21 protein-coding genes and 1 pseudogene are annotated in these 22814 nt (G+C 61.9%); 17 read left to right on the forward strand and 5 right to left on the reverse strand.

All coding sequences use genetic code 11. The features are described 5' to 3' along the window. Positions 1 to 187 precede the first annotated feature (187 nt). Positions 188 to 1132, reverse strand: coding sequence for a LysR substrate-binding domain-containing protein (locus tag O5M90_RS00055; protein WP_269838478.1), 945 nt, complete (start codon positions 1130 to 1132; stop codon positions 188 to 190). 126 nt (positions 1133 to 1258) lie between these two features. On the opposite strand from O5M90_RS00055, the gene O5M90_RS00060 reads away from it, so the two are divergent. Next, the gene (locus O5M90_RS00060) at positions 1259 to 2125 is read left to right on the forward strand and encodes a pirin family protein (RefSeq protein WP_269838477.1); all 867 of its coding nucleotides are present in this window, start codon (positions 1259 to 1261) and stop codon (positions 2123 to 2125) included. 83 nt (positions 2126 to 2208) lie between these two features. Then, positions 2209 to 2415: pseudogene (locus O5M90_RS00065) on the forward strand (hydrolase); the annotation flags it as partial. Between the two features lie 58 nt (positions 2416 to 2473). On the opposite strand, the gene O5M90_RS00070 reads toward O5M90_RS00065, so the two are convergent. Both O5M90_RS00070 and O5M90_RS00075 read right to left on the reverse strand, forming a co-directional pair. Beyond that, complete coding sequence (locus tag O5M90_RS00070; protein ID WP_269838476.1) at positions 2474 to 4285, reverse strand: bifunctional diguanylate cyclase/phosphodiesterase; 1812 nt, start codon at positions 4283 to 4285, stop codon at positions 2474 to 2476. Positions 4286 to 4612: 327 nt separating this feature from the next. Then, positions 4613 to 5575: a sodium-dependent bicarbonate transport family permease gene (locus O5M90_RS00075; RefSeq protein WP_269838475.1), complete on the reverse strand. Its 963-nt coding sequence runs from the start codon at positions 5573 to 5575 to the stop codon at positions 4613 to 4615. A 45-nt stretch (positions 5576 to 5620) separates the two neighbouring features. On the opposite strand from O5M90_RS00075, the gene O5M90_RS00080 reads away from it, so the two are divergent. After that, on the forward strand, positions 5621 to 6598 hold the full coding sequence (locus O5M90_RS00080) for a LysR family transcriptional regulator (protein ID WP_269838474.1): 978 nt from the start codon (positions 5621 to 5623) through the stop codon (positions 6596 to 6598). A gap of 779 nt (positions 6599 to 7377) precedes the next feature. Here the strand turns inward: O5M90_RS00080 and O5M90_RS00085 are convergent. Then, positions 7378 to 7749 carry a winged helix-turn-helix transcriptional regulator gene (locus O5M90_RS00085; RefSeq protein WP_269838473.1) on the reverse strand — a complete coding sequence of 124 codons (372 nt, stop codon included), beginning with the start codon at positions 7747 to 7749 and terminating at the stop codon, positions 7378 to 7380. 136 nt (positions 7750 to 7885) lie between these two features. On the opposite strand from O5M90_RS00085, the gene O5M90_RS00090 reads away from it, so the two are divergent. Beyond that, positions 7886 to 8368, forward strand: a complete 483-nt coding sequence (locus O5M90_RS00090) for an enoyl-CoA hydratase/isomerase family protein (RefSeq protein WP_440401751.1) — start codon at positions 7886 to 7888, stop codon at positions 8366 to 8368. A gap of 14 nt (positions 8369 to 8382) precedes the next feature. Here O5M90_RS00090 and O5M90_RS00095 read toward each other — a convergent pair whose 3' ends face one another. Beyond that, a complete protein-coding gene (locus O5M90_RS00095; protein WP_269838471.1) occupies positions 8383 to 8589 on the reverse strand; it encodes a hypothetical protein in 207 nt (68 codons plus the stop codon). Positions 8590 to 9030: 441 nt separating this feature from the next. On the opposite strand from O5M90_RS00095, the gene O5M90_RS00100 reads away from it, so the two are divergent. The 13 genes from O5M90_RS00100 (at position 9031) to O5M90_RS00160 (ending at position 22769) form a co-directional block, all read left to right on the forward strand. Then, a complete protein-coding gene (locus tag O5M90_RS00100; protein WP_269838470.1) occupies positions 9031 to 9912 on the forward strand; it encodes an AraC family transcriptional regulator in 882 nt (293 codons plus the stop codon). 262 nt (positions 9913 to 10174) lie between these two features. Then, a complete protein-coding gene (locus tag O5M90_RS00105) occupies positions 10175 to 11056 on the forward strand; it encodes an AraC family transcriptional regulator (RefSeq protein ID WP_269838469.1) in 882 nt (293 codons plus the stop codon). Between the two features lie 289 nt (positions 11057 to 11345). Beyond that, positions 11346 to 12857, forward strand: a complete 1512-nt coding sequence (locus O5M90_RS00110; RefSeq protein WP_440401752.1) for a GMC family oxidoreductase — start codon at positions 11346 to 11348, stop codon at positions 12855 to 12857. A gap of 106 nt (positions 12858 to 12963) precedes the next feature. Beyond that, complete coding sequence (locus O5M90_RS00115; RefSeq protein ID WP_269838467.1) at positions 12964 to 13383, forward strand: nuclear transport factor 2 family protein; 420 nt, start codon at positions 12964 to 12966, stop codon at positions 13381 to 13383. Positions 13384 to 13399: 16 nt separating this feature from the next. Then, complete coding sequence (locus tag O5M90_RS00120; protein WP_269838466.1) at positions 13400 to 14821, forward strand: patatin-like phospholipase family protein; 1422 nt, start codon at positions 13400 to 13402, stop codon at positions 14819 to 14821. A 17-nt stretch (positions 14822 to 14838) separates the two neighbouring features. Then, a complete protein-coding gene (locus tag O5M90_RS00125) occupies positions 14839 to 15780 on the forward strand; it encodes a SphA family protein (protein ID WP_269838465.1) in 942 nt (313 codons plus the stop codon). Between the two features lie 33 nt (positions 15781 to 15813). Beyond that, positions 15814 to 16518, forward strand: a complete 705-nt coding sequence (locus O5M90_RS00130; RefSeq protein WP_269838464.1) for a LuxR C-terminal-related transcriptional regulator — start codon at positions 15814 to 15816, stop codon at positions 16516 to 16518. Positions 16519 to 16637: 119 nt separating this feature from the next. Beyond that, a complete protein-coding gene (locus tag O5M90_RS00135) occupies positions 16638 to 17312 on the forward strand; it encodes a response regulator (protein WP_269838463.1) in 675 nt (224 codons plus the stop codon). After that, on the forward strand, positions 17309 to 18670 hold the full coding sequence (locus O5M90_RS00140; RefSeq protein WP_269838462.1) for a sensor histidine kinase: 1362 nt from the start codon (positions 17309 to 17311) through the stop codon (positions 18668 to 18670). Before O5M90_RS00135 ends, O5M90_RS00140 begins: the two co-directional genes overlap by 4 nt. Before the next feature lie 70 nt (positions 18671 to 18740). After that, on the forward strand, positions 18741 to 19097 hold the full coding sequence (locus O5M90_RS00145) for a hypothetical protein (RefSeq protein ID WP_269838461.1): 357 nt from the start codon (positions 18741 to 18743) through the stop codon (positions 19095 to 19097). A gap of 286 nt (positions 19098 to 19383) precedes the next feature. After that, on the forward strand, positions 19384 to 19878 hold the full coding sequence (locus O5M90_RS00150) for a nuclear transport factor 2 family protein (RefSeq protein WP_269838460.1): 495 nt from the start codon (positions 19384 to 19386) through the stop codon (positions 19876 to 19878). A gap of 44 nt (positions 19879 to 19922) precedes the next feature. Next, a complete protein-coding gene (locus tag O5M90_RS00155; RefSeq protein WP_269838459.1) occupies positions 19923 to 20825 on the forward strand; it encodes a pirin family protein in 903 nt (300 codons plus the stop codon). A gap of 138 nt (positions 20826 to 20963) precedes the next feature. Then, on the forward strand, positions 20964 to 22769 hold the full coding sequence (locus O5M90_RS00160; protein ID WP_269838457.1) for an amidohydrolase: 1806 nt from the start codon (positions 20964 to 20966) through the stop codon (positions 22767 to 22769). Positions 22770 to 22814: the final 45 nt, after the last annotated feature.

Below are 22814 nucleotides of genomic sequence, written 5' to 3' on the forward strand. Positions count from 1 at the left end.
GTTACGTCCCTGCATGTCGCCGAGCATTGCTCCCGGCGGCGGGCTCGGCGCTGCGCCCTGCCTTCAACCAGACGGCTGGCGACGCCCGGAAGATTGTTCGTGACAGACCGTCACGGCCATATGGCCGCTGACGGTTCATGGACGCTACGTCTTTCCGTTCCTTGTCAATGGCGACCGGCCCACGAATTCACGACGCCGATACCCTGGTTGGACTGGTTGACTCTGCCTCGATCTCCGCCAGATCCGTGAACTGCTCGGCCAGGAAGTCGATCAACTGGCGCACGGCCGGTAGCAGTCCGCGCCTGGACGGGAACACCACATGCACGATGGCGGGGCGGGGCCGCCATCCGGGCAGGACGTCGACCAGACGGCCGGCGAGCAGGTCCTGCGCCACCATCATTGTTGGTAGCTGCGCGACACCGATGCCATGCAGTGCGGCAATGCGCAGTGCCAGACGATCATCGGTTACCACCCGAGGCTGGTGGGGGATCGTAGCGCTGGCGCCGTCGGCGGCCTCCAGCTGCCAGGCGTGCTGGCGGTGCGGCGGACCTTCGTCGATGCTGGGCAGGGTAGGCAGGTGTGCCGGTGTCAGCGGACACGCCAAGCCCAGCAGCAGCTCGGGGCTGGCGACCAGGCGCTGCGTGCTTTCGCCCAGGACCTTCATGACCAGATCGGAATCCTCCAGAGGCGGGAAGCGCACGCGGATAGCGAGATCCATGCCTTCGGCGATCACATCCACGCGACGGTTCGTGCTTTCCAGCTGAAGCTGGACGCCGGGGCAGCGCTTCAGATAGCGGGCCAGCATCTCGGCGACCTGGTAGTCGAGCAGTGCAATCGGGCAGCTCAGGCGTACCAAGCCATGGGGGCCGCTGAGCGTGCGGGCTATGACCTCCTGCGCGGCTTCCGCTTGCACCAGCAGGGCCTGGCAGTGGCGCTGGTACTCCTGACCGATTTCGGTAACCGCGAAGCGTCGCGTCGAGCGCTGGATCAGTCGCGTGCCCAGTCGCTCCTCAAGTTGGGCGATGCGCCGGCTGAGCTTGGACTTGGGCACGCCGAGCGCCCGGCTGGCTGCTGCAAAGCCGCCGTGTTCCACCACGCGGGCGAAGAAGTACAGATCGTTCAGGTCTTGCATCGTGTGGGGCGTCGTTCTGAATTTGGAACACTGAGGATTGATTCTGCAGTCTAGCGGCATCACTGTTTCATCAATATCGTTGTGACCAGCGCTGCACGATCCCGCAGCGATTCTCAGGAGCAGGTCATGAAGAAGGTTCTCGGTGTCTACGGCAACAAGCAAGCGCACTGGGTTGGCGACGGTTTTCCGGTGCGCTCGCTGTTCAGCTACGACAGCCTCGGTGCGCACCTGAGTCCCTTTCTGCTGCTCGACCATGCAGGTCCCGTCGACTTCCCACCGACGAGCCGGCCGCGCGGCGTCGGCACACATCCGCATCGCGGCTTCGAGACGGTGACCATCGTCTACAGCGGAGAGGTCGCGCACCGCGACTCCACTGGCCAGGGCGGCGTAGTCGGCCCCGGCGATGTGCAGTGGATGACAGCCGGCGCGGGCATCCTGCATGAGGAGTTTCATTCACCGGCCTTCGCACGCAGCGGAGGCCGGCTGGAGATGGTGCAGCTCTGGGTCAATCTACCCGCGCAGCACAAGATGGCGGCACCGGGCTACCAGGGCATCCAGGCCGCCAGCATCCCGGTCGTGCAACTGCCGGACGAGGCCGGAAGCGTGCGCGTGATCGCTGGCGAGTATCAGGACATTCGGGGGCCGGCGAAGACCTTCACGCCGATCAATGTCTGGGACCTGCGCCTGCAGCGTGACAGCGCGCTGCGTCTCGATCTGCCCAAGGGTCATAGCGTCGCCGTGGTCGTGCTGCGCGGCACGGTGCTGGTCAACGGCAGCCAACTTGTCCGCGACTCGCAGATGGTGCTGCTGGACCGTGCTGGCAGCGAGTTGAGCTTGGAGGCCAATAGTGAAGCCACGGTGCTGCTGCTCAGTGGCGAGCCGATTGACGAGCCCATCGTCGGCCACGGCCCCTTTGTGATGAACAGCGCGGCCGAGATAGAACAGGCGATCAGAGACTTCAACGGCGGCCATTTCGGCCGCATGGCCGGCTGACCGCGCGCAATAACACCCTAAACCGTTGGCTGGCCGGTAGCCGGCCCAATCACTGCCGCCCTGCGCGGCGCAAGGAGATATTGATGAACAAACCCTATGTCCGTCTGGACAAGAACAATGCGGCCGTGCTGCTGGTCGATCACCAGACCGGCCTGCTGTCCCTGGTCCGCGACATTGATCCCGACAAGTTCAAGAACAATGTGCTGGCGCTGGCCGACCTCGCCAAGTACTTTGGTTTGCCGACCATTCTCACCACCAGCTTCGAGAGTGGTCCCAACGGCCCGCTGCTGAACCGACCGGTGCGCAGTGAGTCTGCTGCCGCCCCTGGATCAACCGATCAGGTCCAGGCTATTGTGAAGGCGCCAAGGCGGTCGATTTGCGGCGTTCCACGAAGTAGCCGCTGGCCTTGCACAGCAGCTTGGCCTGCTGCCGAGGGTCGGTCATCGCCAGCGAGACCTGACGGGCCGAGGCGAACTGGCCCGGCTCGATGCGCAACACGCCAGCACTCAGTGTTGGCAGAAGATGGAATACCGGATGACCCTGGCGGTCCTTGCCTGCATAGCCACGGTCTTGCAGATGCTCGGGCCGCAGAAGCTGAGCGATTTCCGTGTCGAAGCGGCGGCAGACCTCCTGCAGTCGATCCTGCCAGGCTGGCTGCGTCAGCAGCATCACGAAATCATCGCCGCCAATGTGGCCGACAAAATTGCCGTCGATGGCGGCCACATCGGTGAGCAACTCGGCAACGAACTTGATCAGGTCATCACCCGCACGGTAGCCGTAGGTGTCATTGAAGGGTTTGAAGTGGTTGATATCCCAGTAGGCCATCACAAAGTCTTCAGCGCGGTTGAGCAGCCGGTCGAGCTTGCGATCAATGGCAGCGTTACCCGGCAGCAGAGTGAGTGGATTTGCGTTCGTGGCGATGCGCAGTTGGCGATCCGACACTACTTTCAGCAGGTCGGAGGTTCGGCCAACGCCCAGGTAACGACCGTGTTCTGTAATCACGAAGCCATCAACCATGTAGCGATCGTCGATATTGGCAACGGCTTCGCTCATGCAGCGGAGATTGGCGCTGGCATCGAAGACCAGGGGGTTGACGTCCATCAGTTCGACGCAGCTCTTGCGTCCGAAAATCTCCATGAAGAAGCGTTCCGCACCGCGTTTGAGCACGCTCATCGAGCGAAGGATGCCCAGCGGACGCTCATCGGTGTCCAGTACAGGTAGGGAGTAAAGATGCTCGTCGCGGCGAAACATATCTATGACGGTGGCGCAGTTGACAGACCGATCAACGGTTGGGCCTTTGCGGGCCAGTTGTGCGGCGGAAGTCAGGGCCGCCTCGGCCTCACGGCCCTGAGGTGCATTGCTACCGACTGCGACGGTCAGCAAGGCATCCAGATCAGCGCGCAAGCTGGTGCGAGGCGCAAGCGATGGGCGGGCAAACAGATAGCCCTGGCACAGATCAATGCCCAGGCTGCGGAGCACCTGGAGGTCACCTTCTTGTTCAAGACCTTCGGCGATCACGGCTGCGCTGCTGGTAGCCGCCATTTCTAGAATGGAGCGGACGAATTGCTGCTTGAGTGGATCGGTCGCCACGCCATCGACGAAGTGCCGATCGATCTTCACGAAGTCGGGCCGCAGGTCGACCCATCGCTTCAGGCTGGAAAAGCCTTCGCCCAGGTCGTCAAGAGCAATCCTGAAGCCCAGGCTGCGGAGAGTTTCAACAGAGTTTCCGAGCGCCACCAAGTCAAGAATTGGCCGGGTCTCGGTCAGTTCGACCACGACGCGAGAGGCCTCCAGCTCATAAGACCGGAATTCCTCGGAGATCAGTGCCCCACGATGTTCGGCTGCCATCAGGGTGTCGGCGGTGACGTTGAGAAAAATCTGTCCAGGCAGGTGCAGCTCGACGAAGCGTCGCATGATGCGGCGCACAATCAGTCGCTCCAGCTCGATCAGTCGCCCGAGACTGGCCGCCACCTCGAAAAGCACCAGCGGCGAATGCAGGGCCGAATTGGCCGGGGCGCGGGTCAGGGCTTCGTAGCCGAGAATCTGTGCACGCTGTACATCGACGATGGGTTGAAAGTGGATGTCGAAGCTCTGAGACGCGATCAGCCGGTCCAGCTCAGCGGCGAGCAATGTGGTCACCGACGGGAGTGCGGAGTTCATGGATGAGCTGATGAAAGGGTAAACCCGTATTTTCCCAGTTCGACCAAGGCCGGCGCACGCGTGGGGCTGTTAGGCATCGCGTACGAATCTGCATAGCGTCGCTTTCGATGCGTGACGATTTGATGAAACTGATGCCATCGCCAAAGTCCAGTCGGGAATCAAATCCGGGTGGTGGTGTGCGCATCGCCGACCACCAATATCAGCACCAGACCGGACCCGCCTCAGTTCACGAGGTGCAAGCGCGGCAGAAGTGCCGCCTACAGGACACTTTGTATGCGGTCCCGATGCCAAACTCATTGCCATTTTCAGAACAGTCATTTTGTTCACTCAGGCTAGATGCTGGGCCGCCGCCGCATAAAGTGGAATGCCGACCAGGATGTTGAAAGGGAAGGTCAGACCGAGCGACATGCCAAAATACACCGACGGGCTTGCCTCCGGAATTGCCTCGCGCAGGACGGCCGGCACGGCGATGTACGAAGCGCTTGCCGCCAGCACCATCAACAGTGTTGTATTGCCCACAGACAAGCCGGCAATGCTGCCCAGGCCGAGTGCAAGTGCCGCATGAAACAACGGCCCGCAGATCGCGTAAGCCAGCAGCCACGCAGACTGACCTTTGAGCGCGCCGAAGTTGCGGGCCGTCAACAGCCCCATATCGAGCAAGAAGAACGCGAGCATTCCCTTGAAGAGGTCTCCCGAGAATGGTTGCATCGCTTGCTGGCCCGACTCTCCTGTAGCAAGGCCAATCACCATCGCACCCAAGAGCAGCAGCTGTGTTCCGTCAGTGAACGATTCGTGCAGAATCTTGCCGATGCCGTGAGGCGCACCTGTTGCCACTGTCTCCTCGCGCCGCCGTGCCATGTTTGCCAGCACGACGGCCATCACGATCGCAGGCGACTCCATCAAGGCCATGGCGGCCGCCATATGGCCGCCATGATCAATGCCTTGTGACTCAAGGTACTGTACGGCAGTGATGAAGGTGACCGCACTGACCGAGCCATAGGTGGCAGCGATTGCTGCTGCGTCGAAGCGCGACAGACGTCCGGTCAGGAGTCCATAGCCGATCATCGGGACCACGATGGCCAGCACGAGTCCGCAACCTAGGCTTGTTGCCACTTCGGGCGTCAGGCCCGACTTTTCCAGAGCGAACCCACCTTTCAGGCCCAGTGCCATCAGAAGGTATAGCGATAGGAAGCGCGCGATCGGAGCAGGTATCTCCAGGTTTGAGCGCAAAGTGCCGGCAATGATGCCGAAAACGAAAAACAGGATCGCGGGGTCGAGGAAGTTATGCATGATGAAGCGAGATCTTCATCTGCAAAATAGATTGAAACAATTAATATGTTTCAATTCAATAGATCGGAAATTTCGATGATTGGTCAAGTTCAGCCGACAGGCTTAGAGCGTGCATCTCGGGCCACTCTTGTGCAGCTGCGCAGTTTCGAAGCCGTGGTACGGCTGGGAGGTGTTGGTCATGCGGCACGTGCATTGCATCTCGCGCAACCCACGGTGTCTACACAATTGAAGGAGCTGGCAGCTTCGCTCGGTCTTGCTCTCTTCGAGCCCCAGGGGCGCCGCTTGGTGCCGACTGCCGTGGGCGAGCGCCTGGCACTAGCGGTGCGCGAGATGGGTGCGGCGTGGCGAGGCTTCGAGGATGACGCCGCCGCCCTGCAAGGACTTAGGCGCGGAAGTCTGCGCATTGCCGCCGTCACGACGACTGAGTACTTTCTACCCGACCTGCTAGGGCCGTTTGCACGTCAGTACCCAGGCATCCAGATCGAGCTTGCAGTTGAGAACCGCGATGCCGTTGTCGCCCGGCTTGAGCGGGGCGATGACGAACTGGCTGCGATGATGTTTCCGCCACAGCACCTTCCGCTGGCCCGCTGGCCTTTTCTCGAGAATCCGCTCGTGATCATTGCGCCGACGGAGCATGCCCTGACGCACCGGCGCCGGCTGAGGCTCAGCGATCTGACTGGCGAGCCCTTGCTGGTTCGCGAAGCTGGATCGGGCACACGTGCCGCTGCCGAGCAAGCCTTCGCTGCCCGAGGCGTTTATTGGCTGCCGCGCATGGCCCTGGGTAGCAACGAAGCGATCAAGCATGCCGTGCGCGCGGGCCTCGGCCTGGCCGTGCTGTCACGCCACACGCTGTCACAGGACCCCGCTCGTGACGGCCTGGCGGTCCTGCCGGTGGCCGGCTTCCCTCTAAGGCGGCAATGGCACTTGGTTTGGCGGCAGGATCGTGTGCTGTCGTTACCGGCGCGCACGTTGCTCGACGACCTGCGAGCGCGCCTGCATGTGCGGGCACGGCCCCGAGCGTGAGACTGTCCGCCGCAGCAACTCTGTTGACAGGCATCTGCTCAGCGGACCGCCGGCTCTCCCAGAGCGAATACAGGATTCCGCCCGCCAGCAGCCCGCCCGTGACGCCCAGGTTGATTGAGGCTGGTATGTTAGCGCCGTCGCCGGAGTGAGCCACACACGGTGTTCGTGCCGACGATTCGATGAGCCGCATTCCCTGCCTTCCGGACCCAATGTCAAATGCGCCGGAAAGCGAGTTACCTGGCTCAGTTGCGTGTCGGCACGCCGGCTCAGTTCGAAGTCGGCGCCAACAGCCGGCCTAGATGGGATGTACGTCATGTCGGCCGCCCTCAGTGAGTTAGAGCCGTAGGTCTCGAAGTGGCAATGCGCCAGGTCGGGTGCCGGGCGCTGACGCTTCTCCGTCGCGTTGTTATGGCGAACGTGCGACGCCGGCTTTCCTTTGCAGCCCGGCAGCCACGCCTCGCGCGGCTTGCCGATGGGCTGCCGGCTTTGTGCAGTGCGTTGCATCGGCGAGTCGCGCCAGAGGTCGCATCTGGCTCGCTAAGCAGCGCGCGGATGCGCTCGCTGAGCACGGCGTCCTCCAGTGCGAGTCGGCTCGGCGGGCGCTGGTGGCAGGGGTGGTAGCCGATGTCGCCATCTCGCCACCGCCGACGAGGCTCGAGTAGTCCCAAAGGCAAAGAACAAGTACTGTCTTCGTTGCGCTGTGAGCGCTAGTGCGGCTTCCTAAGCTGGTGTCCATGTTGCTCGGTGGCCTCTGCCACCGTTGTGAGTGTCGATCCACACTATTGCTCGTCATACCGGCGTTGATGCTCCAGGATCGTTGGCATGTTGGCGATGGTCCAGTCAAAAAGGACTGAGAACGGCTCCTGCAGCGAATGGCCAAGGGGGGGTCGCGAGTATTCGACGCTCAAGACTCTTCCTGTACCGACCGTACGAGAAACCATTCCATTCCGTTCCAGCTTTCGGAGCGTCTGAGTCAAAACACGTTGGGTGACCCCGTTCAGGCGACGCTTGATTGCGTTGAATCGACGGGGTTCCGCGAGGACCGCCAGAACCATCATTGACCACTTGTCGGCTATCTGGTCGAGGATGACGCGGCTGGGACAGTCAGCCCGGTAGACGGGATCGGAGTCAGCGAAAGGAGATAGCTTCATAGGTGACGGTATGCCTGGGCATACTTAGGATGCTTTGGGTGCGTAATTGACGCTAAGTATGCATTTAATACCTAATCCATATCACCGTAACTATCGCGCGCCCCCCCCCCAGGCGGCCACTCCCGTGTCCAGTCCAGTGTCCACTCAAAGCTACTCCAGACTCAGCATCGCCCTCCAAGGGGGTGTGTTAACCGTCACGATCAACAACGCACCTGTAAACGTCCTCGACGTGCCGCTCATGACCGAGCTTCGGGCCGTCTTGTTGAACACCAGGGACGATGCTCAGGTGCGGGTCATCGTGTTTGAGAGCGCCGACCCAGACTTCTTCATCGCGCACGTGGACATGACGCTGATTGACGAGCCGAACGCTTTCGATGAACTTGCAAAAGACTCTCCGGAAGGCCTGAACCCATTCCAAGCTTTTGCCGAGTTGCTGCGGGCGCAGCCACAGGTGACGATCGTCAAGCTCGCCGGCTTGGTTCGCGGGGGCGGTGCTGAGTTCGTCGCGGCTGCCGACATGGCTTTCGCTTCCGACACACGTGCTGGCCTCGCACAGTGCGAGGCGCTGATGGGCATCACGCCTGGGGGGGAGCGACACAGTACTTGGCACACCGCATGAGCCGTGGGCGCGCATTAGAAGTCATTCTCGGCGCTGATCTGATTGACGGCAAGACCGCGGAACTTTACGGATGGATCAACAGAGCCGTTCGAGACGACGAACTCGACGCTTTCGTGGCCCGGATCGCGAAAAACATCGCCGAGTTGCCGCCAGGTGTTATCGAAGCAGCCAAGACTGCTGTCGCTGCACCAAGCCTGCGAGAAGGATTCGCGCGAGAGCATGCAGCGTGGGCATCGTTGTTCGCACGTCCCGCAGCGGAGCAGCTAATCAGAGGCGGGTTGCATGCCGGTGCGCAAACGAGAGAAGGCGAGCGAAACCTCGAGCGCCTTCTGCGAGCGATTGAGTTACCTGCGACCTGACACTACCCGACGCTCAAGACCTTTCCTGTACCGACCGCACGAAAAAAACCATTCCATTCCGTTCCAGCTTTCGGAGCGTCTAAGTCAAACACGTTGCGTGGCCGCCCCCTGCGAGCTGTGCTGGGCCACAGTCTCGCAGACCACGCGCGCACGCCCGCTTGACGAGCTGCGGCGACTCGGTTGGTGACGCTCTCCCATCGGCTACATGTTCTCAAGCCATGGAGGCTTGGTGAAAGCCGGAGCGCTTCAGCCGTTCACGTCCAACTGACTATAATTTGACGCAACAGATTTGGAATAGCAGCCATGCCCGCCAACGTCTCTCTGTCGCAGTGGTTCCGCCAAGGTGAGCAGGCATCGTATGTCCGGGCAACGAAATCTCCGGGCCAGATCGTTGGCATGCTCGAGGTGGCTCGCCCGGCTGGTGATACGCCGCTACCGCCCCTTTCAGATCTCATCCTATTCCAGGATCAGCTTGGCGGCAGCCGCGTTAGCGGCAACTCGGGAGGCGGGCACTTCAACGTGATCAGCGAGCAGGGTGCCTTCTTTCTGGGTGCGCCGAACTTCGCACATTCGATCCACGTAGAGAGAAATCATCTGCTTCGAAGCTTGGCCTTCCCTCTGTCGAACTGGCAGACGGTGCTTGATGAAGCCAGCGAAGGACAGCTCTCGGTGGAGCGGCTGTCGCTCTACAAAGGTTTCTTCCATTCGCCAACCATCCGCTCTGCGTTCAAAAATCTATGGGTGTTGGCGGATGAGGAGGGGGCGCCGTCGCGTCTTCTGGTGCGAGCCGCAGGCTGCGAGATTCTTGCTGAGATATGCCGTCTGAGTGGCGCGCCGTTTGCGCCGGTCAACGGCGGCCTCGCACCTTGGGCCCAGAGGCGCTGCGTGGAGATGATGCGAGTGCGGCTGTCGGAAGACATCAGCCTCGACGAACTGGCGGCCGAGGCGAAGCTGTCGCCGTTTCATTTCGCGCGCATGTTCAAGCAGAGCGTTGGCGTGCCGCCGAGGGTTTATCTGACGCAACTCAGGATGGAGAAGGCCTGCGAACTGCTCCGGCTCACAGAGCTTTCGATGAACGAAATAGCCCTCGAGGTGGGGTATTCATCCGGTCAAGTGCTGGCACGGACCTTCATCAAGTACCAGCGCAGAAGCCCGTCCGAGTACCGCCGTTTGGTGCGGGTTTAGTCGGCTTCCGCCAAAGGCGTCTCGCTCCCCGCCGACCCTGGCTGAGTGCAGCCTACCGGTGCACTGACTTCTGGCTTCGGCGTTATGCCTAGTCCTGGGTGCGCCATCTCGTGCGTAGCTCCTGGTCGCGCAAGGTACGGCTACGGGGTGAGGTTCAACGCCGATCAAACCCTCTCGGCGCCTGAGGGTTTCGATCCCCTTGCATGGGTCCATCCAAGGCCAAACGCTTAACATTCGCGCTACCAGATTCGGAGAATTACCTGTGTCGACCAACCCCTCACTCTCGCAGTGGTACCGGCTAGGCGAGCAGGAGAGTTACATCCGGACGAGAAAGGCTCCGGGCGAGATCCTCAACTTGCTAGATGCGGTGCGCCCGGCGGGCGACGTGTCCCATCCTCCCCTGGCAGATCTCATGCTGCATCAGAGCCAGCAGTCAGGCAACCGTGTTCGCGGCGACGCGGGAGGCGGATATTTCAACGCAACCAGCGAGGAGGGGGGCTTCTTTCTGGCGGCACCAAACGTCGCGAATGTGATTTCGGTCGATCGCAGATCTCACGTTCGCAGCTTGGCCTTCCCTTGGTCGAATTGGCAGCTGGTGCTTGATGAAGCTAGCGACGGCCGACTGACGGTGGAGGGGCTGCGGCTCTACCAGGGCGGCTTCCATTCGCCGGCGATCCGTTCCGCGTTCAGGAATCTCTGGGCTCTGGCTGATGAGGAGGGGGCGCCTTCACGTCTTCTGGTACGCGCTGCAGGCTGCGAGATCCTTGCCGAACTGTGCCGTCTCAGTGGTACGCCGTTCGCGCCGGTCAACGGCGGCCTCGCACCTTGGGCCCAGAGGCGCTGCGTGGAGATGATGCGAGTGCGGCTGTCGGAAGACATCAGCCTCGACGAACTGGCGGCCGAGGCGAAGCTGTCGCCGTTTCATTTCGCGCGCATGTTCAAGCAGAGCGTCGGCGTGCCGCCGAGGGTTTATCTGACGCAACTCAGGATGGAGAAGGCCTGCGAACTGCTCCGGCTCACAGAGCTTTCGATGAACGAAATAGCCCTCGAGGTGGGGTATTCATCCGGTCAAGTGCTGGCACGGACCTTCATCAAGTACCAGCGCAGAAGCCCGTCCGAGTACCGCCGTTTGGTGCGGCTTTAGCCAGTGTCCAGCAGCTCCCAGGAAGCGCCATAGGCGTTGCGTTTCGTGTTGACGCTGGCTGAGGCCGGCTCGCCGGCGCACTGAATCGTATCGTCCATCTCATCGGCGAGCCGCGGCTGCGTCACTGGTCGTTCCGTTCGCCCAGGCCTGCGTCAACGGCCATCAGATCGAATCGCAAGTTCTGCACCGCCACCGCAGAGCCTGCAACGCAGCTCAGTGCTTGGCTTGGAAGAATTCTCTGCACGGCTTGGTAACCGCCAGGCGCAAGAGAACCTTCTGGAGCAATCACATGAGCGACAAGCAAAAGCCCTTCGACGTCATCATCGTTGGCGGCGGATCCGCGGGTGCCGTGCTGGCCAACCGACTGAGTGCCGACCCGGCCCGCCGGGTCCTGCTGATCGAGGCGGGCAAGGCGTACGTACCCGACGCCTACCCGGACCCGGTCCGCCGTCAGGATCTGGTGGGTGGCGACCCGCAGCACGACTGGGGTTTTCAGAGCGAGCCCGGCGTGCTGGGAAGAAGGCTGCAGCTCAACCGAGGTAAGGTGCTCGGTGGCTCCTCGGCCATCAACGGCGCTGTGGCCATCCGGCTGCCGAAGTCCGATCACGCCCGCTGGACCCAAGCGCACGACCTGAGCGACCTCGACTGGCGCGGTTCGCAGGCGTTCTATCGCTCCCTGGAGCGAACCTCTGGCGTCGGTGGGGAAGGTCGTGACGGCCCGTTCCCGATCCACCAGCTCGGCGATGAAGAGCTCTCCGACCAGCATCGCGACTTCGTCGCCTCCGCGATGGCCGCCGGCCACCAGCGCTCGGCGGGCTTTGCGACCGAGCAGCCTCTGGGCGTCGGCCCGTACGTGATGAACACCCGCATGGGCGTTCGACTCAATATGGGCATGACCCTCCTCGGAGAGGCGGTGCGAGCACGACCCAACCTGAGCATCCGCGACGAGACCTTGGTCGACGCCGTCGTGCTGGAGCAAGGTCAAGCGACGGGGGTACGACTGGCGAGCGGTGAGATCGTCCTGGCGGGCGAAGTCATCTTGTCGGCAGGTACCTATGTTAGTCCGGCGATCTTGATGCGATCCGGCATCGGACCGTTCGAATTGCTGCGCCGCCTTGACATTCCTCTGGTGGCCGACCTGCCAGTCGGTCGCCGATTGCAGGACCATCCCCTGGTTCCCACCGTTTGGTCCATCCGCAAGGAAGCTGTCGGGCTTCCCTATCCGCCCATCGGCGCCATGCTGTGGACATCGTCTCGTCAAGGCGCAGGCGACGAGGGTGATTTGAACATCAGCACCGCACCGATGCCTGGGGGCGCCCAGGGCCCCGGCGAGGCGATGTTCCTGCTGTTCGCCGCCCTAGTGAGGCCGCGCTCGGTGGGTTCACTCACCATTTCAAGCCGTGATCCGAACGTTGCGCCCGTCATCGACCTTGGTTTCCTGATGGACCGTGGGGATCGTGAGCGTCTGATCGACGGCATCGAGATCATCCGCGACATCGCGCGGCAGCGTCCGTTCGCCGACATCGTCGGTGCCGAACTGGCACCAGGCGCAGCACATGCTGATCGCGCAGCGGTCAGCGCAACGCTGGCGGCGAACGTGCTGACTTATCACCATCCAACCTCCACCGTCCCCATGGGTGGACCGCGAGATCCCGATGCCGTGGTGGACATCGACGGACGCGTCCGTGGGATCAAGGGGCTGCGCGTTGTGGATGCATCGATCTGGCCGGACGTGCCTTCCGTCGCTACGGCCTTCCCAACCATGATGCTCGCCGAACGCGTGGCCACCCGAATGATCTGAGACGCGATCGGTAGCAGCGACCCCTCCGGACGCGCCGATCCCCAAAAGGGCCCGTCGCAAGGCACGTCCGCCTTCATTCTGCGACGCCAACCTGGACCTCCAAACCATGCAAAACGCTCATCTCACCGCCGCGCAACTGCTGAAGCGCAGCCTCGACACCTTCCTGGCCAAAGACATCAAGGGTTGGGCGGAACTCTGCGACGAGAACGTCGTCGTCGAGTTCCCGTTCGCACCCGACCCCGGGTCCAGGAAGTTGATCGGACGTACGGCCATCTACGAGTACTTGAAGAACTACCCCAGTGTCATCGACGTGCAGAGCGCTCCCACGATGACCATCCGGGGCACCGACGACCCTGATCTGGCCATTGCCGAGTGGAGCGTGTCTGGTCGCGTGATCAGCAACGGCAACCCCTACGAGATGAGTTACGCCACCTTTGTGACCTTCAAGGATGGGTTGATCGTGAAGTACCGCGAGTACTGGAACCCGATGGCGTTCATGGCCGCCATGAGCGGCACGATGTTCTGAAGCCGAGGGCCGCGACATGTACGTCCATCAGCTCCTTTGGCCCTTGGCCATGCTGCTCGTCGGCTGCGCTGGCGCGCCCCTCAACACGCCGAAGAACATCCCGTTGACGGCATCCGCCAGAACCGTCCAGGAGAGCCAGGCGCCCACCGAGAGCATCGTCGCCTTGAGCTTCTCCGGCGGTGGACTGCGTGCCGCGGCATTTGCCTTTGGCGTTCTCGAAGGCCTGCGAGACCAGCCGGCTTCGGCCAACCGCAATCTGCTGGATGAGGTGAGGTTCGTTTCCAGCGTGTCCGGTGGCTCGCTCACGGCGGCCTATCTGGGCGTCCATGGCTCCGCAGGAATGAACGCCTTCCGGTCGGAAGTCCTGCTTCGTGACGGTGAGGCGGGCCTGCGCCTGAGCCTGCTCAACCCCAACAACATTCGCCGGATGTTGGCGGGTGGCTTGAACGACCGCACGGACTTCGGCTCGTGGCTTGAGAACAAGGTCTTCAAAGGCGCAACGTTCGCAGACATGTCCAGCGATGCAAAGCCCAAGGTGTGGATCAACGCCACGAACTTGCAGTACCGGCTGGCCTTCCCGTTCCACCAGCGAGCCTTTGACGCACTGTGCAGCGACCTAGCGAGCTACCCCGTGTCGGAAGCCGTTGCCGCCTCGATGGCGGTACCGCTGGTGTTTGCACCCGTTGTGCTGCAGCGATTCCCCGAGTCCTGCGAATCGAAGCCTCAGAACGTCCGAGCCATCTCCCATGGCGACGAGCGTGATGACCAGTACCGGCTGCGCAAGGCGCTTGCACGTTTCCACCGAGATTCGCTGCGACCGGATACAGGGCGCTATTTGAAGCTGGTCGATGGGGGCATCACAGACAACCTCGGACTGGTTTCCATCCTTCAGTCGAGAGTCCTTCTCGACACGCCTTATGGTCCGATCCCGATGAACGAGGCCTTGACCGTGAAGCGGCTGCTTTTCGTGGTGGTGGATGCGGGTCAGGCAGCGAGTTCGGACTGGAGCCAGGAGGTTGCCGGGCCCTCTGCCTTTGCCATCGCGGAGGGTGTTATCGATACGGCGATCGAAAGCACCATGCGTTTGAGCTACGCAGGCTTCCAGTCCTTGATGCGCGACTGGGAGCGCGACATCGTCGAGTTCCGCTGTGGGCTGCCGCAAGAAAAGCAGGACGAACTTCGCGCCGCACAGGTGGATTGGCGCTGCGACGAGGTGACGTTCATCGCCACCCAGATCAGCTTCGCCAACTTTGCCGAAGAGGAAGAACGCGAGTTGAACTCGATCCCGACGCGGCTCTCGCTTCCGGAACACCAGATTGACCGCCTGGTGGCTGCTGCGAGGCGGGCTGTCGAGTCCGACAAACGAATTCGCGAGTTCTCGCGTTCCACACAGCGCGGGATCAGCAAGCCCGTGCCCAGCACCCTTGCAACACCTTGAACCCCCGGAGGGCTTCCATGAAACGCTCCCCTTTCCTAGCGCAAGTCATGCAATGGATGGCCGTTCTGCTGAGCTGTGCCGCTTCAACCGCCCATGGCGTGGAGAACGGTGCGCCCATCACACCTTTCGGCGTGAACAACTATGGCGCAGGCATCGTCCCACCGGCTTCAGCGGACTTGACCGTCGCGATTCGCACGTCGTCCTATAAGGCTGGCGAGCTGCGCAACACGAACGGTGATCGCCCACCCACGGCCGTCAAGCTCAAGGTAAACAGCGCCGCGCTGGCCATCGTCAAGACCACCGACATTTCGCTGCTGGGCGGCACCTATGGCTTCTCGCTCATCGTGCCCTATCTGGACATGTCGAACCGACTTACGGTTCCCAGGCCGGTAGAGCCGCTCACGCTGCGGGGCAAGGATTCCGCCATCGGCGATGTGACCCTTGTGCCGCTGAGCATTCAGTGGACACCGTCGTCGAACCTATTCGTGAATGGGCGCCTGGAGCTGCAGCTGCCCACCGGTCGCTACAAGGCCGACCGTATCATTAATACCGGCGCCAACCACTGGACGGTCTCCCCCGTCATCGCGTTCACCTGGATCAGCCCGTCAGGTCTGGAGCTGTCATCCAACATCCAGCTCAACGTTCACGGCAAGAACAAGGACACGCAGTACCGATCCGGCATCGAGTACCAGCACGAATTCGCCGTAGGCCAGCACATCGGCCCCTGGACGCTTGGTATGGGCGGATATCTCTACCGGCAGCTCAGCGACGACAAGGTGAACGGCAACCGGTTCGAAGACGGGAATCGCGCTCGGGTGATCGCACTGGGCCCTGCCATCGGGTTCATGGAGGAAGGCTCGAAGGGACCGCTGATCTCGGCGCACTTCTACAAAGAGTTCGGCGCGCGCAACCGCACCCAAGGCAAGCAGTTCGCCCTCCGTGCGGCGTGGTCGTTCTGAGTTGGCTTACAGCAGATGATTCTGGCGAAGCCCATGTCTACCTCTTTCCAACCCCTTCTCGCATTCGCGCGCCACAAGGATCCTCTGCTGGCCGCCGGCATTCATGCCGCGTTGATGGCGGCGCCGGGGATTGAGGTCGTCGCAGCGTCCGATGGCCTCTCGTTCCCGGATGCGCAGGTAGTGATCTGCGATTACGAGACCGGCATTGCGTGGGCGCAGCACGGCCGGCATTGCGCTTCAGGCGCGCGTGAGGGGCCGGCAGTGGTCGTGATCACCTGGCGCGAAAGCGAAGCCGACGTCCGCACGGCGCTCCAGTGCGGCATTGGCGGCTATCTGCTCGCCAGCTGCTGCTTTGACGAGTTGGTGTGCGCGGTCCGCGCGGTGGGCCGAGGCTCCCCGTACCTTTGCAAAGCCGCGGCCACGCTCATGGCCAAGAGCTTGACGCGAACGCCGCTGACGATGCGCGAAAGCGAGATCCTGAAGTTCATTGCCAGCGGCATGTCGAACAAGCTGATTGCGTCGGAGCTGGGCATTGCGCTCGGCACCGTCAAGGCCCATGCGAGGACCATCCTAGACAAGCTGGGTGCGCGCAGCCGGACCCAGGCGACCGTGATCGGTGCGCAGCGGGGCTTGCTTGGCGCCGACTCGCCGCTGCGACCTACGGCGCTCCCGGCGGGGCTGCCGGCGGCCTGGCTGCCACAGCGCCGACATCACGAGCCCGATCGAATCGCCGCCTGAGCTGCTTCGGCGCTAGCTTGCGGCACGACTGATCGCACCACGATGCGGCAATGCGGAATCGGTAGGCTTGGCATCGGGGAGCGCTCTGCATCGAGCTCGTACAAGCATGAGACCCAGACATGATAATTTTGCGGGTTGAGGACGAGATCGAGTTCGCGGAGACCGTGCGCGACGCGCTGGGGCGCGAGAAGTACGTGGTTGCTCATGTCAACCGTCTTTCCATGGTTCGCGAAGTCGCTCGCTCGGTGGCGTACGACTTGATCCTGCTTGATCGGACGTTGCCGGATGGTGAGGGGCTCTCGCTCTTGCCGGATTTCCGTGCGGCGATTCCAGGCCTACCCGTCATCGTGCTGACCGCTCACGGAGAGATCGAATCGCGCGTGTGCGGCCTCAATGTCGGAGCGGACGACTATCTCGTGAAGCCGTTCGCACTCGAAGAACTGTTTGCGCGAATTCGGGCCATTCGCCGTCGTCCGGCCGAGCTGGGCGTCGAGGAGATTCGGGTCGGCGCGCTCGTGTTCGATGTTCACAACAATGAGGCCGGCGTCGCAGACGTGGTCCTCACGCTGCCACGCCGAGAGCTGCGCGTGCTGGCCACCCTGGTGAAGCGCCGTGGCCGCACGGTCCTGCGAGAGGTGCTAGAACAAGGCGTGTACGGCTTCGACGACGCCATTCAGTCGAACACGCTGGATTCCCACATCTCGCGCTTGCGCCGCAAGCTTGCTGCGGCAGACGCCGGAGTCGAGATTCACGCCGTCAAGGGCGTCGGCTACCTGCTGCAGGCGCGATCGTGAAGCGTTCGCCGCGCTCGCTGAAGTGGCCTCTGACGATCCAGCCCCTGCTGCTGCAGTTCGTCATCCTGTTTCTGAGCTTTTTGACCCTGGTCGCGCTGGCGACGCGCGTGGACAGTGGGGGTCAGTACACCGACGAGACGATCATCCCCGTCATAGCCAAGTCCATCGCTCGAAGCGGCGATGGCCGTCTCGTCGTGCGCATGACGCCGGAGCTCGACGCGCTTCGCGACGAGGCGCCGACCTTGTGGTTCGTAGCCGAGGACGACTCCGGCCTTCGCGTCAGCTTCGGTAGGGTTCCGGCGCAAGTCGTCGCGTTCAAGGACCTTCTTTCCCAGCTCTCGTACGGACACCTGCGGGATCGCTCGCCGCCCTATGCGTTGAGCGTCGTGATTCGCCGCGAGGAGTCTCCGATCGGACCCCTGACGATCGTGGGCCATGGCAAGGTCAAGGAGGTGGGCTTCACCGTTCTGCTGGCGTCCAGCGTGGTTGCTATCCCCCTCTTTCTGTTGATGGGGCTTGTGTCACTGATTGCCATCCCTTGGATCGTCAGGTGCTCCTTGTCCGGCGTCACCCGGATCGCGCATGAGGCTGAGCTGATTGGCGCAGCAAGCCGCGGCATGCGGCTGAGCGAGGCGCACGTGCCGTCCGAGATTCGGCCCCTCGTGCAAGCGATGAACAAAGCGCTGACTCGCCTCGATGAGGGCTACGAGAGACAGCGCCGCTTCATCGCGTCGGCCGCGCACGAACTGCGCACGCCAATCGCCATCTTGCGCGTCAAGGTGGATGCGGCGCAGGAGGCATCTACGCGCAGGCTGGCCGGCGACATCGACCGTCTTGCGAATTTGACCGAGCAGTTGCTCGATCTCCAGCGCCTCGATGCGACACCGCCTCACAAGGAGGTCGATCTGGCTGCGCTGCTACGCCGGGTGGCGGGAGACATGGCGCCCCTCCTGATCGCCGCCGATCGCTCGATCGAGGTGATCGTGCACGCCGCTCAGCCGATCTGCGGCGATGCGCAGGCGATAGAACGAGTCGCAACGAACCTGGTGCAGAACGCCATCGAACATGGTGGACGCAAGGTGACCGTTCGTGTCCTTGGAACAGGGTTCGAGGTGGAAGACGACGGACCCGGAATACCACTCGCCGAGCGGGAACGTGTGTTCGAGCCGTTCCATCGCCTGCGACCGCGATCTGCGGGAAGCGGCCTCGGTCTGCACCTTGTGCAGCAGGTGGTTGAGCGCCATGGCGGGTCCGTTTCTATCCTGGGCGCGCCCAACGGCGGCACGATCGCAAAAGTGGAGCTTCCGCGCAGCGGGTCCGAACAGCCCACGATGACGAATCTTGACCTGCTTTACTGAGTCGTGGGGCGATGCCATCGCCCCGCCCGCACACCTTGTGCGGTGGATGACATCAGACAGGAGAACGGTCATGAAACAGTTTCGACTTGGTATAGCGCAGCGGCCTTTGCTCACGCTGGGTCTGGCGGCATTGATCGGCGTCGGCCTGAGCGCATGCACCTCGCCGGAGCAAAGAAGGCACGCCAATCTTTCCCAGGACAGCTCAACCTGCGCCGACTTTGGCGCGAGCCCGGGGAGCCAGGCGTACACCGAGTGCATGCTGGCGCAGCAGAACCGACGCGACGGCAAACAGCGCGAGGCGATGGAACGCGCGGCGCTCGCAACTCAGATGAGCAAGGACAGCCTTGAGATCAGCCGCAAGGTCGAATGTGCTCGCGAGGCAAAGAAGGACCGCGAGGCCGGGCGGCGCGAGCGTTACTGCCCTTGATCCGGCGCTGCGAGCAGGTTCTCGCGAGCCGTTCCTGATCACCTGATCACGGCCCCAGGCGCAGCGTGATGAAGTTCCCGCTGCCACCAGCGCAATCGCGTGCAGGAAAGAGCTCGCACGAACCGCAGGATCGGCACGAGAGCGCAAGGCAGGCAACCACCCCAAGCTGGGAATCGCAAGATCGGCATCGAGAGCGCAAGCCACGCAACGCACGATCCAACTCAGCTCACCAGAATTCCCTACATCGCTCGGCATGAGGCGAGTCAAGGATTAAACGAGTGGTGAAGTGAGCAATAAGGATACAACCGCAAACCAGAGCTGGGCCTCGATCACCAGAGGTATTCAATCCGCCCGGTTGCAAGAGGCAGACCAAAACTCGATCGCAGTTCAACTGCTCAGACGCAGCCTGGAAACCTTTCTAGCCAAAGACATCAGAGCGTGGGCTGAACTTTGCGCCGAAGACGTGGTCGTCGAGTTTCCTTTTGCGCCTGATGAAACACCCAGAAGGATGATAGGCCGCGCGGCTATCTATGAATACCAAAAGGATTATCCCAGCGTCATCGATTTGCAGAGTACACCCACGATGACGATATATGCCACGCATGATCCCCGCTTGGCAATTGCAGACTGGAGTGTGTCTGGCAAGGTCATCAGCAACGGAAATCCGTATGAGATGAGTTACGCCACATTTGCAACCTTCAGAGACGGATTGATAGTCGGTTATCGAGAGTACTGGAATCCGATGGCCTTCTTGAATGCCATGAACGACACACAGTTCTGAAGACCTATTCGATTCTCAACGAAGCGACTTGCCGGAGACAAATCATGAACCAAGTCAGTTTAAAAGAGATAGCGGCTGTGACTGCCACCCGCCGGATCATCTATCGGACACGAGGCACGAATCACGGTTCGATCAACCGGCTGATGAGCCCTGGAGATTTAGGACAGATTCTCAAGCCGTTTGTGTTCCTCGACCTCTTCGACTTGGACTTGCATGACCCGAGCATGCAGTTCTCGATCCACCCGCATTCCGGAATCGCGACGATTACCGTCCTTGCCGAGGGAGACCTGCGCTTCGACGACCCGGCGGACGGGTCGGGGCGCATTGCATTTGGCGGCTTCGAGTGGATGCGAGCTGGGGGTGGTGTTTGGCACGGCAAGGAGATGTCCGCAGGGGCATCACCCCGAGTCAAAGGCTTTCAGCTGTGGATCGCATTAGGACCGGAACTTGAGCACGAGACGGTCGAAAGCCAGTACGTTGAAGCACACAGGGTGCCAACCATCGGGCCTGCGCACGTGGTCCTGGGGACCTATGAAGGCGTGCGGAGCCCAGCGCTCTCGCCCAACGGCATCACCTATCTGATCCTTCGGATCCAAGCGGGTACGCGATGGACGTTCGTGCCGCCAGCGCAGCAGACAGTGGCGTGGCTCGCAGTGGCTAGTGGCCAACTGGAAGGGGATACGGCCGCCACAGCGGGCGAAATGCTCGTCTTCGAGAAGTCTGAACAACCTTTCACTGTGAAAGCGTGTGATGACGGCGACGCGGTGATCGTCATCGGGAGTGCGGTGCCCCATCCCCACGAGCTCCATCTTGGACGGTACTCGGTGCATACCTCCGCAGAGTCGCTCGTCACCGGTGAGGCAAACATCGAGCGCCTGCGCCAGCTCTTGTCCGCTGCCGGCGACCGTCGGCGGCCCGGCGGCAATGTCCCGGTGTTTCGAGGCTGAGCCAGATCAGCACCAGTTCGGCGTAAGTGCGTAGGCCACTGTAGCCATTGGACACGCAGTGAGTCTGCAAAGCAGTGGTTTGGCGCCCTTTTACGTCGATGACCACGGGTTCTTTCATTTGCCTAAAAGGAAGCAGCCATGATCCGAACGCTACTGACGACACTCTTGGCCGCGTGCGGCTTCTTGACCATCGCTCACGGGCAAGCAAGGCATGATGCGCCGGGTGCCGACCTCATCGTGCACAACGCGAAGATCTTCACCGGTAATCCGGCGCAACCCGAGGCGTCCGCGCTCGCCGTCAAGAATGGTCGAATTTACTCCGTCGGCTCCGATGCCGAGGTGTTGGATCTGAAGAGTAGCAACACCCGGGTGATCGATTCGCGCGGTCGCCGGCTGATTCCCGGCATCATCGATGCGCACACCCACGTGCTCAACGAAAGTGCCTATAACTACAACGTGCGTTGGGATGGTGTGCCAACCTTGCGTCGCGCCTTGCAGATGCTGAGCGAGCAAGCCGCACGAACGCCGAAAGGGCACTGGGTGAAGGTGATCGGAGGCTGGTCTCCGTACCAGTTCGAGGAGAACCGCTTCCCCACCATGGACGAGTTGCGCAAGGCGGTGCCGGATCACCCGTTCATCGTGCAGTACGCCTACAACCGCGCGTTCATGAACCAACAGGCCATGGATGCTTTTGGTGTGGGAACCGACAAGTTTCCGCAATTGCCTGGCACTGAGTTCGAAAAGGACGATCAAGGCAAGTACACGGGGGTGGTTCATGGCTACACCTTCACCTTCATCGCCATGGAAACCATGGTGCCGCAGCCGTCCATCGATGAAGAGGTGAGCTCGCTGGTCTACACCATCCACGACCTCAACCGCTTCGGCATCACGACGGCGATCGACGCGGGGAACCGGGGCTATCCCAGGATGCAGGCCAATGTGGCTGTCCTGGCCAGCGACAACCGGCTCAACGTGCGCATGCCATTCGTCGACATGCAGTTCGGCGACGGCACGCCCATGAACATGGTCGAGGCGCAGATCAGAGCGATCACGAGGACTGCGCCAATTAGCCCCGGTCACAACCTGCACCTGCATCTGGCTCACGGCCATGTCTACCGAGGTGCTGGTGAAGTGTTGTGCCTGGATGTGCACGATCACGAGAACTTCGACCGCCCCGCTGTCGTCATCGAGCCTGACAAGATGCGGCAACTGGTGGAGAAGGATGTGACCAAGCTGGTGCAGCGGCGCATTCCCTTCCGCATGCACATCAGCTACGACGAGAACATCACGCCCTTCCTTGATGCGCTGGAGACGCTGAACGAGAGAACGCCCCTCCAGGGTCTGCGCTGGAGCATCGAGCACGCCGAAACCATCAGCCCCGCGAACATCGCCCGGGTCAAGGCGCTGGGCGGTGGCATCGCCTTGGACACCAAGATGGCTTTGCACGGCGACGGCTTTGCCAAGACCCACGGCCGCGAGAAGGCGTTGCTCACACCGCGTCTGCGCCAGCTTGTGGACAGTGGAATCCCTCTGGCCATGACGACAGACGCCTTCCGTGCCGCGACGTTCAACCCTTGGGTAGGCATCAGCTGGATGGTTTCTGGAAAGTCGGTTTCCGGCTCTGAAGTGCTGGCTAAGGGCAACCGACTGTCGCGCGAGGAGGCGCTCGGGTTGTTCACCCGGAGTCCGGCCTGGTTTATGAATGCCGAATCTGAGGCAGGGCTGATCGCGCCCGGCCACTTGGCGGACTTCGCGTTGCTGGACAAGGACTACTTTGTGGTCCCGGAATCCCAAATCAAGTCCATCTCGTCGGTCTTGACCATCATGGACGGCCGCGTGGTGTTCGCCGCGCAGGACTACAGCAAGCTGTCGCCAGCACTGCCTCAGATTCTTCCCGCCTGGTCGCCGGTGGGCCACTTTGGCGGTTTCTACGGTAGCCGTTAAGTCAGACAGTTAGGCCGCCCGGGTCGGTGCGTCTCGGCATCACGA

This window comes from Paucibacter sp. M5-1 (genome assembly GCF_027498415.2).
In the GTDB taxonomy this organism is placed as follows: Bacteria; Pseudomonadota; Gammaproteobacteria; order Burkholderiales; family Burkholderiaceae_C; genus Roseateles_E.

What these genes read in the sequence shown, in the direction of transcription:
- O5M90_RS00160 (WP_269838457.1), top strand. Translation starts at nt 20,964, where the DNA reads ATGATCCGAACGCTACTGACGACACTCTTGGCCGCGTGCGGCTTCTTG.
- O5M90_RS00060 (WP_269838477.1), top strand. Translation starts at nt 1,259, where the DNA reads ATGAAGAAGGTTCTCGGTGTCTACGGCAACAAGCAAGCGCACTGGGTT.
- O5M90_RS00075 (WP_269838475.1), bottom strand. Translation starts at nt 5,575, where the DNA reads ATGCATAACTTCCTCGACCCCGCGATCCTGTTTTTCGTTTTCGGCATC.
- O5M90_RS00095 (WP_269838471.1), bottom strand. Translation starts at nt 8,589, where the DNA reads ATGCTCTCGCGCGAATCCTTCTCGCAGGCTTGGTGCAGCGACAGCAGT.
- O5M90_RS00115 (WP_269838467.1), top strand. Translation starts at nt 12,964, where the DNA reads ATGCAAAACGCTCATCTCACCGCCGCGCAACTGCTGAAGCGCAGCCTC.
- O5M90_RS00125 (WP_269838465.1), top strand. Translation starts at nt 14,839, where the DNA reads ATGAAACGCTCCCCTTTCCTAGCGCAAGTCATGCAATGGATGGCCGTT.
- O5M90_RS00080 (WP_269838474.1), top strand. Translation starts at nt 5,621, where the DNA reads ATGTTTCAATTCAATAGATCGGAAATTTCGATGATTGGTCAAGTTCAG.
- O5M90_RS00120 (WP_269838466.1), top strand. Translation starts at nt 13,400, where the DNA reads ATGTACGTCCATCAGCTCCTTTGGCCCTTGGCCATGCTGCTCGTCGGC.
- O5M90_RS00110 (WP_440401752.1), top strand. Translation starts at nt 11,346, where the DNA reads ATGAGCGACAAGCAAAAGCCCTTCGACGTCATCATCGTTGGCGGCGGA.
- O5M90_RS00055 (WP_269838478.1), bottom strand. Translation starts at nt 1,132, where the DNA reads ATGCAAGACCTGAACGATCTGTACTTCTTCGCCCGCGTGGTGGAACAC.
- O5M90_RS00070 (WP_269838476.1), bottom strand. Translation starts at nt 4,285, where the DNA reads ATGAACTCCGCACTCCCGTCGGTGACCACATTGCTCGCCGCTGAGCTG.
- O5M90_RS00085 (WP_269838473.1), bottom strand. Translation starts at nt 7,749, where the DNA reads ATGAAGCTATCTCCTTTCGCTGACTCCGATCCCGTCTACCGGGCTGAC.
- O5M90_RS00155 (WP_269838459.1), top strand. Translation starts at nt 19,923, where the DNA reads ATGAACCAAGTCAGTTTAAAAGAGATAGCGGCTGTGACTGCCACCCGC.
- O5M90_RS00130 (WP_269838464.1), top strand. Translation starts at nt 15,814, where the DNA reads ATGTCTACCTCTTTCCAACCCCTTCTCGCATTCGCGCGCCACAAGGAT.
- O5M90_RS00145 (WP_269838461.1), top strand. Translation starts at nt 18,741, where the DNA reads ATGAAACAGTTTCGACTTGGTATAGCGCAGCGGCCTTTGCTCACGCTG.
- O5M90_RS00100 (WP_269838470.1), top strand. Translation starts at nt 9,031, where the DNA reads ATGCCCGCCAACGTCTCTCTGTCGCAGTGGTTCCGCCAAGGTGAGCAG.
- O5M90_RS00135 (WP_269838463.1), top strand. Translation starts at nt 16,638, where the DNA reads ATGATAATTTTGCGGGTTGAGGACGAGATCGAGTTCGCGGAGACCGTG.